This window comes from Myxococcus xanthus (genome assembly GCF_013116825.1).
Lineage (GTDB): Bacteria > Myxococcota > Myxococcia > Myxococcales > Myxococcaceae > Myxococcus > Myxococcus xanthus_B.
Genome location: NZ_JABFNS010000042.1, coordinates 47992 through 61124, shown reverse-complemented (window position 1 = coordinate 61124; position 13133 = coordinate 47992). Strand labels below are relative to the sequence as shown.

Genomic DNA, 13133 nt, shown 5'->3' with positions numbered 1-13133 from the left:
ACAGCGCCGGTCCTCCTCCCCCCCCCGGGTGGTGAGGATGACCACCGGGAGCCTCGAATGGACGGGGTGCCCCTTCAGGCGCCGGGCCAGCTCCAGGCCGTTCACCCCCGGCATCTCCAGGTCCGTGACGACCAGGTCCACGGGATGAGACTCCAGGACCTCCAGGGCCTCCGCGCCGTCCGAGGCGATGACGGTGTCGTACCCCACCGCCTCCAGCAGGTTGGCGATGAGCTCCCGGGTGAGGGGCGAGTCGTCCACCACCAGGATGCGGCGCCGCCGGGCCTCGGGACCGGGCTCCACCGATGGGGGAGGACGCGGCAAGGCATTGCCTTGGTGAGCGCTGGCGGTGAGGAAGGCCGCCGAGAGCACCATGGCCAGGCGCCCATCCGCCAGGGACGTGGCCCCGGTGAGGTGGCCGAAGCGGCCCAGGATGCCTTTCAGGGGGAGGATGGCCTGGACCCGCTCCTCCAGGACGCGGTCCACCACCAGCGCAGCCGCGCCGCTCTGGCTCTTCACCACCAGGGCCAGCTCACCCTCGCGAGCGGGCCGCGGAGGCCCCAGCCCCAGCAGTGACGACAGCGGGGCCAGCGGCAGGACCCGGCCTTCCACCAGGAGCGACGGGCGGCCGGCCACCTCGCATTGGTCCGCCGAGTCCACCTTCAGCGCCCGCGAGACATGGGTGGCGCTCAGGGCCAGCGTCTCCGTCCCCACCTGGATGAAGAGCAGCGGGGCCACGGTGAGGGAGACGGGGACGCGCAGCTCGAAGATGGTGCCCCAGCCCGGTGCAGACTCCACCCCGACGTCGCCGCCCAGGGCCTGGATGGAGGTGCGGACCGCATCCAACCCCACGCCCCGGCCCGACAGGTCGGTGACGACGTCCCGCGAGGTGAAGCCCGGCAGGAAGATGAGCTCGCGGGCCGCGGCGTCCGACAGGGCGTTGGCGGCGCTCTCGTCGAACAGCCCCCTGCGCACGGCCACCTTGCGGAGTTGGACGGGGTCCACGCCCATGCCGTCGTCCTCGACACGGAGGTTGATGCGGTTGCCCTCTCGAGCGGCACGCAGCGTGAGACAGCCACGCGGCTTCTTGTCCGCCGTGACGCGGTCCACCCGCGTCTCCAGGCCGTGGTCCAGGGCGTTGCGGACCAGGTGCATCAACGGCTCGCGAAGCGCCTCCACGACGGCGCGGTCGGCGCGAGTGTCCTCGCCATCGACGACCAGCTCCACCTCCTTGCCCAGCGCGCGGGACAGGTCGCGCACCATGCGCGGGTAGGGCTCGAAGAGGACGGAGAGCGGCAACATGCGCAGCGTCTGCACCTCCTCCACCAACATGCCCAGGTCGCGCAGCTCCGCGTTGGAAAGCAGCTTCGACTCGCGGTGGAGGACCGCGGCCATCTCCTTGGCGGAGCCCAACCGTGCCGCCAACGCGGCGCCCGCGGGCCCCAGGTCTTCCGCCTCGCGGGCAAGCTGGCTCAACTCACGGGCCAGGGCCAGGCGCCGGGCATTGGCCAGCTCCCGGCGACGCGCCACCTGCGTGAGGTTGGTGACGGCGCTGGTGAGCAGGTCCAGGCTCTCCACGCCGATGCGCACCGCGGTGTCCGGACGTGACTCGGGCTGCCGGGGCGCCGTGAGGCCGTTGGCCCCCTGCGCCGTCGGAGCCGAGGAGGCCGCCCGGGCTCCCGCGCCGGAGGACGCCGCGGCGCCAGAGGCTTGCGGAGAGACGAGGCTCGGCATCGCGCTCCGGCCCGGTGAGGGCACGTGAGGCCGGCCCCCCTCCGCGACGGGGACCGTCAACAGCCGCCCCGGAGAAGCCCCCGGGTTCGTCTGCGCGGCGGAGTGGGGACCACCTTGGGCGCCTACACGGCCAGCGGCCTCCGGAGTCGCGGGGGCGCCTTCTGCCGGCGCGAGATTTCCGGGCGGCAGCCGCACCGACTCGGAGCGGACGCACTCCTGCAACCACGCGACGAGCCGCTCCACCGCGAGCGGCGGCTCATCGGCGGCCTGCGTCCCGGAGAACACGAGCACGGCGTCCACCGTGGTCAGCAGCGCATCCGTGGACGCGGGGGAGAGCGCGTAGCGCAAGGGCTCGGTGCTGCGAACCAACTCCTCCATCTCGTGCACCAGCGCGTTGACGTCATCGAAGCCCATCATCCGGGCTTCACCCTTCAAGCCGTGCAGCTCTCGCAGCACGCCCCGCCCCGCCTCCGCGCTGGCGCCAGACTCCAGCTCCATCAAGGACCGGGTGATGCGCTCCAGGCGCACCGTCACCAGGTCCCGGAACTGCCTGAGCAGGCGCTCGCTCGGGGTCACCCGCCCTCCTCCCCCAGCGGCTCCTGGCCAATCTGGAAGCGCTCCACCACGCCCTGCAGGTCCCTGGCGAGCACGAGCAGGTCCGTGTTCGCCGTCGTCACCTGCTTGGTGGCGTTGAGGCTCTGCTGGGTGATGCGGAGGATGTCCGCCATCGTGTCGGCGAGCTGGTCGGTGCCCATCTGCTGCTGCTGCGTGGCCAGGGAGATGCTGCGAACCGAGTAGGACGTCTGCCCGGCCAGGTCGACAATCTGCCGCAGCGACTCGGACACCTGCTGCGCCAGCGTGGTGCCCGTCTCCACCGCGCGCACGCCGCCCTCGGTGGCGGACACGGCCGCGGCGGAGGCTTCCCGCACCTCCTCGATGAGCCCCTCAATCTCCTTCGTGGACTCCAGCACGTTCTCCGCCAGCCGCCGCATCTCCGCGGCCACCAGCGAGAAGCCCCGGCCCACCTCACTGGCCTTGGTGCCCTCCAGCTCGGCGTTGAGCGCCAGCAGCTCCGACTTGTCGGCGACGCCGTTGATGAACTCGACGATCTTGCCAATCTGCTGCACGCGCTTGTTGAGCCGCACCACGGCGGAGGAGATGGCGCCGTTGTCCTGGCGCATGCGCGCCATGGAGCCCAGGAAGGCCTCCGCGCTCCCCTGCCCCTGCTGCGCCGCGCCCAGCGTGCGCTGTGCAATCTCCGCCACCGAGCCCGCGTTCTCCGCGATCTGCCGCGCCGAACGCGCCAGCTCCTCCGTGGTGGCGCTCGTCTCGTCCAGCGAGCTGGCCTGCTCCGTGGCGCCCGCTTCGTAGCGTCCCGACGTGGTGAGAATCTCCTCCGTGGTCGCCGAAATCTGCGCGCCCGCGCGCTGCAACTGCGACATCACGTCCGCCAGATGCACGCGCATGGTGGTGAACGCCGCGGAGACGTCCCAGACCTCGTCCTCCGCGGGCACCACGCGCGGGCTGGCCAGGTCCCCCTCGGCGATGCGCTTCGCCTCGCGCGACAGCTCCCGGAGGGGCCGCCCCAGCATGGTGCCGCCCAGGTAGGCGGCCGTCAGCGCCAGCGCGAAGACGAGCAGCACCAGCCCTCCGCCCTGCGTCAGCGCCTCGACTCGAAGCTCCTGCGCCAACATCACCTGACGGCTGACGTCCCGCTCCGCCATGAGCCGGGTGAAGATGTGGTTGCTCAGCGCCGACGCGAGCTGCGCGGACAGCACCGCGGGCGTCATCACCGCCACGAAGGCGAAGGCCGCCAGCCGCGCACGCAGCTCCGCGCGCCGGGGCATGGCCTCGATGAGCTGCGCGTGCGTCATGCCCAGCTCCGCCAGCCACAGCACCACCTTGCGCGAACGAAGCACGACCAGGCAGTACACGAGCAGCGCGGTCAACGGCCCGAAGAGCAGGCCCAGCGCGGCGATGCGAGCGGCCACCGCCAACTCCACGCCCACGCCCAGCCACATGCACGCGCCCAGGGCCAGCGTGGTGACCAGCCACAGTCCCAGCGACCCCAGGAAGGCCTCGTCCGGCGCGCGCGTCACCTCCGCCACCGCCGACGCCAACGTCTGCGGCGTGGTGGGCACATCCCCACGCTCCAGCCCGCGCAGGGTGCGCTGCCGGCCCAGGGACACAGCGGCCCCCGACACCAGCGCCGTCGCGCAGAGCGCACCGCCCAGGATGCCCATCAAACCCATCCGGCCCGCCAGCGGCTCGGCGAGGGTGAGCGAGGCGAAGCGCAGGCTGAGCGCCGCGCCCACCAGGTTGGCCAGCGGGACGGGCGCCATGAGGTGCCGGCTGAAGGAGGCCCGTCTGGGGGGCTTCTGCGCGCTCACGCGTCACCTCCCGGCCCGACGTGGAAGCGCTCCACCGCGTCTTTCAAATCACGCGCCAGGGTGGACAGGTCGGCGTTCGCCGCCGCCATTTGCTTGGTGGCCGCGAAGTTCTGCTCGGTGACGCGGAGGATGTCGCCCATGGCGGCCGCCAGCTGGTCCGTCCCCGTCTGCTGCTGCTGCGTGGCCAGGGAGATGCTGCGCACCGCGTGGGACGTCTGCCGGGCCAGCTCCAGGATGAGGCTCAGGCTTTCGTCCACCTGCGCGGCCAGCACCGTGCCCGCGTCCGTCGTCTTCAACCCCGCCTCGGTGGCCATGACCGCGGCGTGCGTCGCATCGCGAATCTCCGCGATGAGCTGTTCAATCGCCTTCGTGGAACGGATGACGTTCTCCGCCAGGCGCCGCATCTCCGCGGCCACCAAGGAGAAGCCGCGGCCCACCTCGCCCGCCTTGGTGCCTTCCAGTTCGGCGTTGAGCGCCAGCAGGTCGGACTTGTCGGCAATCTCGTTGATGAACTCCACCACCTTGCCAATCTGCTGCACGCGCTTGTTGAGCCGCACCACCGCGTCCGCGATGGCCTGGTTGTCCTCCTTCATGCGCTGCATCGCGCCCAGGAAGGCGGCGGCGCCTCGCTGCCCCGTCTGCGCGGCGGCGAAGGTCGTCTCGGCGATGGCGGACACCGACTCCGCATTGCCGGCAATCTGCTGCGCCGAGCGAGCCAGCTCCTCCGTGGTGGCGCTCGTCACGTTGAGCGACGCGGACTGCTCATCCGCGCCGGACTCCTGCTCACCGGACGTGGCCACCAACTGCTCGGTGGTGGTGGAAATCTGGAGGCCCGCGCGCCGCAGCTGTGCCAGCGCCTGCCCCAGCTGCGTCTGCATCTGCGCGAAGGCGGCGGAGGTGGCCCACACCTCGTCCTCCGCGGCGATGATGCGCGGCGGGCGGAAGTCGCCCTGGGCGATGCGCGTGGCGTCCTCGGTGATGGAGCGCAGCGGCTCGGCGATGACGGCGCCGCCCACGTAGGCCGTCATCATCACCAGCACCGCGACCAATCCAGCCACCGCGAGCCCGCTCGTCTCACTGGCCTGTCCCGCCACGTCGCGCTGCACATGGGCTGGCGCGCCCACCATCGCATCCACCGCGTCCATCACCCGCGTCACCGACGCGTCGAGGATGAAGAAGGACGGGCTGAGCACGGCGATGGCGGTGAAGAGCACCATCCGCCGGCGGATGTGCAGGCGGCGGGGCGGCGCCGTGGCAACCACCTCCAGCGGGGACAGTCCCTCGGCCGCCACCAACTCCACCGCCTTGCGGGCGCGGCGAGCCACCATCAGGTAGACGAACAGCGCGCTCAGCGGCCCCAGGAACAGGCCCATCAGCGCGAGCCGCATCCCCAGCATCCATGTCCCGCCGACGAGCGGAACGAAGACGAGCGCCACGCCCAGCGAGGCCAACAGCCAGCACTGAAGGACGAAGGCGAAGCTCCGCTCCGGGAAGGAGCGCGCTTCCAGCAGCGCCTTGAGCAGGGCCTCGTGTGTGGATGGCAGCCGGCCTTCGCCCAGCGCGTACAGCACCCGGAGCGCGCGCCTTCCATGGACGCCGGTGAACCAGAGCGCCAGCGACAGCGCCAGGCCGACCAGCAGCAGGAAGGGCCCCCAGGTGCCCTCGGGCACCGTGCCGGTGAGCTGGCAGTGCAGCAGCACCAGCACCGTGCCCATGGAACTGCCCAACAACGCGGGACGCGCGGTCCACCGCGCCAGGCCCCTCATGCCCCCGGGCACCGTCATGCCCCCTCCCCTGGATGCCCGCGCAGGAAGCGCTCGAAGTCCGCCAGTCCCACGAGGGGCCACAGCGCGCCTCGCGCCATCACGAAGCCCTGGAGGCTGCCCCCCGACGCGCGCACCGTCACCGGCGGCGCGGGCAGCACCCGGTGCGGCTCCGCGTCGATTTCCAGCGCGTCCACGCCCACTGCCCCGCCCGAGGCGGACACCAGCACGCGGGCGGACCCCTCCGTCTCATGGAAGGCCCGGCGCGCGGAGGCCGCCGCGTGCCCGGAGGGCGACGTGATGGAGGCCACCTCGTGCGCATGGAAGGCGAGCCGGTGGGGACCGGCATGGCACAGGAGCATTCCCCGGACGTGGCCCGGCGGATCCATGACTCAGGTCCCCTGACTGAGGTGGTCGAAGAGCCCTTCCGGGTCGATGACGGCCACGTCCCGGGGGCCGCTCTTGGCGGGGCCTCGCAGGTGGACATGGACGCCCGTGGGGCCCAGGGGCTCCAGCGTGCCCGTCACCGGGGAGACGCCGGCCACCGTACTGGCCGTGAGGGCCAGGGTCCCACGCGGCAGGCGGACGAGCACCGCCCTTCGGGAACCCTGACTGACGCCGCCCACCAGCAGGCCCATGTCCACGACGGGGATGACTTCACCCCGGTGCGCGAACACGCCCAGCAGGTGGGCTGGAGCGCCGGGCACCCGCGTGAGCTCGGGGAAGGTCACGACCTCCGCCGCGCTCTCCGCGGGTACCGCATACCAGCTGCTGCCACAGGCGAAGACGAGATAGGACTGACGCGCTTCCGGCTCTTGGACGGCCATCACACGCGCAGCCTACCTCAGACTAGCGCTGGAACTCGACGCGGCGGTTCTCGGACCACGCGTCTTCGGACGAAGCGGAGTTCACCGGGCGGGTCTCACCATAGCCCACCGTGCCCAGCTGGCTGGCCGGCACGCCCAGGTCCGTCAGGTAGCGCTTGACGGACGCCGCGCGGCGGTTGGAGAGCTGGAGGTTGTACTCCTCGGTGCCGCGCTCGTCGGCGTGGCCCGCCAGGGTGACGCGGCCCGGCGCCGTCTTCATGCACTGCGCCAGGTCGGACAGGCGCTGCTGCGCGTCCGCGGACAGGCCGGACTCGTTGAAGCCGAACGCGATGGGGCTCCAGTCGCAGCGCTCCGCGGAGGCCGTCACGCACTGGCCGGCCTGGCACTCCTGGCCCTCGCCGCAGTCAGTGCTGGACGCGCAGGTGTTCTCGGGAACCTGGCAACGGCCGGACTCGCACTTGCCGCCGCCGGGGCACTGGGTGTCCTGCTGGCACTGGGCCTCGGCGCACTTGCCGGCCTCGCAGATGCGGCCGCTGCCACAGGCGCTGTCCGTGGTGCACTCAGGCGGCTTGGGGGCGCACTTGTTCGCCTGGCAGGTGAAACCCTCCTGGCAGTTGGCGTCGGTGGCGCACTCCTGGCACTGGCCCTGGACGCAAACTTCGCCCTTCTCCGCGCAGTGCTCGTCCTCGTTGCACTTCGGATAGGAAGGGGTGCAGCCGCCCATGATGGCGACGGCGAGGGAGAGCCCCGCCAAAAGGGAAATCTGACGCATTATTTCCTCCAGAATTCTGTAGTCGAAAACGCGCCCGCGCCCGCGGGGTGTAGTCGTTGGCGTGTAGTCTCACTGGAGGGGGTGAGTCAAAACATTTGTCCCGCGCAGGACACCCCACCCCATCGTCGAAACCCTTGAATCTCCAAATATTTTCCGTGAGATTGTCACGATTGACCCGCGTGTGGCGCGCCCCGCGGCTCGCCTCGGGGAAAGCCCGCCATGCCCGCCTCTGTCCTCATCGTCGATGACGAGAAGAACATCCTCCTCACCCTGAGCCAGTCACTCCAACTGGCGGGGTATCAGACGCACCTGGCCAACAGCGGGCAGGTGGCCCTGGATGTCGTCAGCGCCCGTCCCGTGGACGCGGTGCTGATGGACGTGAAGATGCCGGACATGGACGGCCTCACGGCCCTGGCCAAGCTGACCGAGCTGAAGCCGGAGCTGCCCGTCATCATGATGTCCGGGCACGGCACCATCGACACCGCGGTGAAGGCCACCCAGCTGGGGGCCAGGGATTTCCTGGAAAAGCCAATCGCCCGGGAGCGGCTGCTGGTGGCGCTGCGCAACGTGCTCAAGCACCAGGCCGCCATGGCGGAGCTCCAGGAGCTGCGGGCGCAGCTGGGCCGCTACGACATGGTCGGCAGTGGACCGGCCATGCAGCGCATCTTCTCGCTCATCCAGCGCACGGCGCCGTCCGAGGGCCGGGTGCTGATTACGGGTGAGAACGGCACGGGCAAGGAGCTCATCGCGCGGGCGCTGCACCAGCACTCGAAGCGCAAGGGACAGCCCTTCGTGAAGCTCAACTGCGCCGCGGTGCCGCATGAGCTCATCGAGAGCGAGCTGTTCGGCCACGAGAAGGGCGCCTTCACCGGCGCGGTGAGCGTGCGGCGAGGCAAGTTCGAGCTGGCCCACGAGGGCACGCTCTTCCTGGACGAGATTGGCGACATGCCGCAGGCGATGCAGGCCAAGCTGCTGCGCGTGTTGCAGGAAGGCGAGCTGGAGCGCGTGGGCGGCGCGGAGACGCACAAGGTGGACGTGCGCGTCGTCGCGGCGACGAACAAGAACCTGGAGGCGGAGATTGCCGCCGGGCGCTTCCGCGAGGACCTCTACTACCGCATCAACGTGGTGCAGATTCATTCGCCGCCGCTGCGTGAGCGGCGCGAAGATTTGCCGGACCTCATCAAGACGTTCCTCGACGAGGCCTGCGCCAAGAATGGACGCCGGCCGCTGACGCTGTCCCCCGACGCGCTGGCGGTGATGAGCGCCTACGACTATCCCGGCAACGTGCGCGAGCTGCGCAACCTGGTGGAGCGGCTGGCCATCCTGTGTGAAGGCCCCATCGTCACCCGGACAGACGCGCTGGAGCTGTTGCCTCGGGGCCGGAACGTGCCGCCGCCCGCACTGGTGGAGACGCCCGCGAGCCCCCTGCCCTCTCCTTCTCCCGAGGCGGCCGTGGTCCTGGCGTCCAGTACGCCCGCGCCCGCCATCGCCGCCCCGGTGGCGACCGAGCCTCCCGCGCCCGTGGGCTTCCGGCCGCGTGCGGACCGGACGTTCCGCGAGCAGGTGGAAGACGCCGAGCGGGAAATCATCCAGCACGTGCTTTCCCATACACACGACAACGTGACGGAAGCCGCGCGGTTGCTCGACCTGGAACGTGGTCACTTCTACAAGAAGATGAAGGCCTTGGGCCTACGCCGCGGACAGAGCGAATCCTGATGGCCTGACAATCATTACCGCCAAGCAATTCCAGACGCGCAAAAGCGAACGCGTGCCGCTCCAGCCCGGCGGCTCCCGCGCTGCGGGCGCAGGCCTGGAGCCTCGGCGTCTCCGCCGCGCTCCGGGCCGTGTTGGCCGCAGCGGGCTCAGCTCAGGGTCGCGATGCCCTCGCCCAGCAGATCCGCCTCGCGGCCCCGGCGCGACGGATAGCGGTCACCGAAGTCCTCCAGGTTGGCCTTCGCGTCGTCCCACCGCTGCTCCGTCACCTGCGCGAAGAAGTTGGGCGTGGCCGTCTTCAGCGAGCCGTACTGGAAGCCCACGGAGGCAATCACCGTCTGCATCTCCCGCGGCAGCTCCGCGAACTTCGGCCGGCTGCCACCGTCCGCGGCGTTCAGGCGCTCGACCTCGGTGTTGTACTCATTGACCACGTTGTCCAGCGCCTCACCCTTCACGGCCCGGTCCAGCTCCTTGACCTCTTCCGCCGTCAGGTTCAGCGGGTTCTCCGCCAGGAAGTCCGCGGCGTCCTGGCCCTGCTTGCCCAGGTAGGGCTCCAGCTTCGTCTTCAGCGCGTCCGACAGCCCCAACCGGTCCAAATCGTTCATGTCCCGGGCGCCCAGGTCCACGCCTGTGCCCACGGTGACGCCGCTCTTGCTCCCCGTGGCATCCGGGACATAGCCATCCTGCACCGCCCGGCCCTCCTGCTCGGCGATGAAGTCCCAGTCGACGTCCGGCTCCGTCGCGGCGGCAACTTCGCCCTCCGCAGCCACGGCCTGGGCCTCGACCGCCGGTTGCGATTGCTTCGCCGCGTGGGCGGGCCGCGAATCCCAGCCGTCCTTCACCGAATAGCCCTTGGCCTTGTTCTGCTCGGGCTGCCGCGCGTCCTCGCGCCGGTTCGTCTCATTCCGGAGGCCGCGGGCGGAGTCCCCTCCAGACACCCGCGATTCCCGCTGGGAGCTTCTTGAAGACGAAGAGCGATCGATTCCAGTCATGGCAAGCCCTCACTGAGTCCGGGAAAATTCGACTAACAGTGTGGAGCCTGCCACCCACATCACCCTTCATCAAGCCGCAGTGCGTGATTTAGCCCGAACTCAACTCACTCCTGACATTCGCAACAAAGCTGTGACACCCGCGGCCCCCACCACCACGACGACGAAGGGCAGCTTCCGCCACGCCAGCACAGCGCCAGCGAGCACCCCTGCCGGACGTGCCCAGCCCGAGAAGCCCCCGTTCGACGTCAGCGTGGCCGTGGCCACCAGCGCGGTGAGCAGCGCAATCGCGGAGAGAGACAGCAGGCCCTGGACCCGCGCGGACACCTGCACGCGCTGGCTCAGCAGGGGGCCCGCGAGCCGGAAGGCATAGGTGCCCGCCGCCAGAACCAGGATGGGGAGCAGCGTCATCGCAGCACCAGCCCGAGCGCCAGCAGCGAGAGCAGCACGGGAACCCCCGTGGGAAGAATCGGCGTGGTGGCGAGCGCGATGAGCACCGCGCCCCCCGCCACCCAGCGCGCCCGGGCAGCGGCCGCGCGGGCGTCCTGGGCGCGTGCGGTCGCGCCCCCACCCTCCGCGGTACCGGGCTCGACGTTCGGAGGCTTGGCGGGGGCGGTCAGCGACGGCAGCAGCAGCGCCAGCAACCCGGCGGGAAACGCGGCATCGAGCCCCATCGCCTCCGGGCTGCCCAGCGCCGTTCCCGCCAGGGCGCCGACGAGGACGCCCACGTTCCAGCCCACGAACAGCGCCCCACCGCACAGCCAGTACGCCGCCTTCCGGCGCTCCGGCGTGGGCTGCGCGAGCGCGAACGCCACGGACTCGTCCACCATCAAGTGCGTGCCAATCAGCCGCACGAGCCAGTGCTTTCCCAGCACGTCCGAAATCACCAGGCCAAACGGCAGGTGCCTCGCGTTGAGCAGCAGCCCCGCGATGACCGCGGCCACGGGACTGCCACCGCCCGCCACCACCCCCACGGCCATGAACTGTGAACCGCCCGCGAAGACGAGCACGGACATGGCCGACGCGACCCACACCGACAATCCCGACGCCACCGAGATGGCGCCGAACGAAGCCCCGATGACGCTAGAGGCGGCGGCAATCGCCGCGACATCCCGAACCAGAGTTCGATCCACATGCCCCATGACCATGGCGCGCATCCATGAAACGAAGGCTCGGGCCGGTCAACGACGAACACCGCCACGGACCTCGATGCCCCTGCCTTCGGGCCGGCAAGCCCCCGCGTACGCTCTGCGCCCACCCAACAACACATTTCTACTGCCTGTCGCCTCCCACCGCCGCCGCGGAGTGAAGCGAAGAGCAACCGGGCTTCAAGTGACCCACCCACGCTGTACTCGAGACATTTTCAGGGGCTGAACGTGCCCACGGGACGTGGGAGAGTCAGCGGCGATGAGTACGGGCTCCATCCTTGGCATCGACTTCGGGACCACCAACACCGCCGCTGCCTTCTTCGACAAGGCCGGCAAGCTTCGTGTCGTTCCGGTGACGGACAAGAGCGTCACGCTGCCTTCCGTCGTCTGGTTCCACGCGGCGGACAAGGCCCTCGTTGGCCACGCCGCGCGCCGGCAAATCATTGACGACCCGCGCCACACCGTCTTCGGCGCCAAGCGCTTCCTGGGCCGCCGCTTCCAGTCCGAGTACGTCACCCAGCACAAGGACAAGTACGCCTTCGAGCTCGTCGAGGCCGAGGACGGCTACACGGCCGTGACGATGTACGGGAAGCAGACGTCGCTGACGGACGTGGCGCACCTCATCATCAAGCAGATTTACACGTTGGCGAACCACGCCGCCGGCACGCCCTTCCGCGAGTGCGTGCTCACCGTGCCCGCGCACGCCAGCAGCCGCCAGCGCGCGGCGGTGCGCCATGCCGCGGAGCAGGCCGGCCTCCAGGTGCGCGCCATCGTCAACGAGCCCACCGCCGCCGCGCTCTACTACGCCAACCTGCGCAACCCCGAGCAGACGGTGATGGTGTTTGACTTGGGCGGCGGCACCTTCGACGCCACCCTGCTCGCGGTGCAGAACAAGGTGGTGAAGGTGCTGGCCACCGGCGGTGATGCCTTCCTGGGCGGCGCCAACTTCGACGAGCGCATCGTGGAGATGCTGGTGGACGACTTCCAGCAGAAGCACGGCATCGACCTGCGCGGAAACAAGGTGGTGATGCAGCGGCTCGTCTTCGCCGCGGAGTCCGCGAAGATGGCGCTGAGCCAGCGCGACGCCACGGTGCTCCGCGTGCCGTGCATCGCCCAGAAGGACGGCGGCTTCATCGACTTCGACTACACGCTCACCCGCAAGCGCCTGGAGGAGATGGCCTTCCAGCTCATCGAGCGCACCGCCTCCGCCTGCGACGACGTGCTCGAGCGCGCGAAGCTGAGGGCAGACCAGATTGACGAGCTGGTCCTCGTCGGCGGCCAGACGCGCATGCCCGCCATCCGCCAGCGCTTCTCCCACTTCAAGCGCATGTCTTCCGACAAGGAGGTCAACCCGGAGCTCGGCGTCGCGGTGGGCGCGGCCATCCTCGGCCGGAACCTGGCGCGCGGCATCACCGGCCTGGCGGACGTGGTGCCCATGCCCATCAGCATCATGGTCCCCGGCGGCGCGCAGCACGAGGTCATCCCCGCCAACACCCCCGTGCCCGCGGCGAAGTCCGTGACGCTGGAGCTGCCGATGATTCCCGGGCCGCTCTCCATCGCCCTCTTCGAGGCGCTGGACACCACCACCGTGGACCGCGAGCTGCTGGGCACCGTCCGCGTCGAGTTGGACTGGCGCACCACCTACAAGGGCCCCACCACGCTGGAGCTCCGCATGGGCCAGGACTTCGTCCTCGGCGCCGCGCTCGTCTCCCCTCAGGGCGCCCGGCATCCGCTGGCCATCAGCGACATGCGAGCACCCAAGCGCTCCGCGTAACGCAGCGTGACGCACGTCGCCGTGCG

At 70.3% G+C, this 13133-nt stretch carries 11 protein-coding genes; 2 read left to right on the top strand and 9 right to left on the bottom strand.

The features are described from left to right. The 6 genes from HNV26_RS14745 to HNV26_RS14720 all read right to left on the bottom strand — a co-directional run. Positions 1-2307 (bottom strand): hybrid sensor histidine kinase/response regulator (locus HNV26_RS14745; protein ID WP_171452815.1); only part of this gene is annotated, 2307 nt, incomplete at its 3' end. Then, positions 2304-4121 carry a methyl-accepting chemotaxis protein gene (locus HNV26_RS14740; protein ID WP_171443291.1) on the bottom strand — a complete coding sequence of 606 codons (1818 nt, stop codon included), beginning with the start codon at positions 4119-4121 and terminating at the stop codon, positions 2304-2306. The genes HNV26_RS14740 and HNV26_RS14745, both read right to left, overlap by 4 nt. Beyond that, positions 4118-5905, bottom strand: a complete 1788-nt coding sequence (locus HNV26_RS14735) for a methyl-accepting chemotaxis protein (protein WP_171443292.1) — start codon at positions 5903-5905, stop codon at positions 4118-4120. Before HNV26_RS14735 ends, HNV26_RS14740 begins: the two co-directional genes overlap by 4 nt. Next, complete coding sequence (locus tag HNV26_RS14730) at positions 5902-6273, bottom strand: protein CrdC (RefSeq protein ID WP_171443293.1); 372 nt, start codon at positions 6271-6273, stop codon at positions 5902-5904. The genes HNV26_RS14735 and HNV26_RS14730 overlap by 4 nt, the downstream gene beginning before the upstream one ends. 3 nt (positions 6274-6276) lie before the next feature. Next, the gene (locus HNV26_RS14725) at positions 6277-6711 is read right to left on the bottom strand and encodes a chemotaxis protein CheW (protein WP_163884324.1); all 435 of its coding nucleotides are present in this window, start codon (positions 6709-6711) and stop codon (positions 6277-6279) included. 22 nt (positions 6712-6733) lie between these two features. Continuing rightward, positions 6734-7483, bottom strand: coding sequence for an OmpA family protein (locus HNV26_RS14720; protein WP_171443294.1), 750 nt, complete (start codon positions 7481-7483; stop codon positions 6734-6736). A 219-nt stretch (positions 7484-7702) separates the two neighbouring features. On the opposite strand from HNV26_RS14720, the gene HNV26_RS14715 reads away from it, so the two are divergent. Continuing rightward, positions 7703-9199 (top strand): sigma-54-dependent transcriptional regulator, encoded by a 1497-nt coding sequence (locus HNV26_RS14715; protein ID WP_171443295.1) that lies wholly within the window; start codon positions 7703-7705, stop codon positions 9197-9199. A 146-nt stretch (positions 9200-9345) separates the two neighbouring features. Here the strand turns inward: HNV26_RS14715 and HNV26_RS14710 are convergent, their stop codons facing one another. The 3 genes from HNV26_RS14710 to HNV26_RS14700 form a co-directional block, all read right to left on the bottom strand. Continuing rightward, positions 9346-10134, bottom strand: a complete 789-nt coding sequence (locus tag HNV26_RS14710; protein ID WP_366816871.1) for a pesticin C-terminus-like muramidase — start codon at positions 10132-10134, stop codon at positions 9346-9348. 153 nt (positions 10135-10287) lie between these two features. Continuing rightward, positions 10288-10596 (bottom strand): AzlD domain-containing protein, encoded by a 309-nt coding sequence (locus HNV26_RS14705; RefSeq protein WP_171443297.1) that lies wholly within the window; start codon positions 10594-10596, stop codon positions 10288-10290. After that, positions 10593-11342 (bottom strand): AzlC family ABC transporter permease, encoded by a 750-nt coding sequence (locus HNV26_RS14700; RefSeq protein ID WP_171443298.1) that lies wholly within the window; start codon positions 11340-11342, stop codon positions 10593-10595. The genes HNV26_RS14705 and HNV26_RS14700 overlap by 4 nt, the downstream gene beginning before the upstream one ends. Before the next feature lie 250 nt (positions 11343-11592). Between HNV26_RS14700 and HNV26_RS14695 the strand changes: the two genes are divergently transcribed. Further along, entirely contained in the window at positions 11593-13107 is a 1515-nt protein-coding gene (locus tag HNV26_RS14695; RefSeq protein WP_171443299.1) for an Hsp70 family protein, read from the top strand. Positions 13108-13133 lie beyond the last annotated feature (26 nt).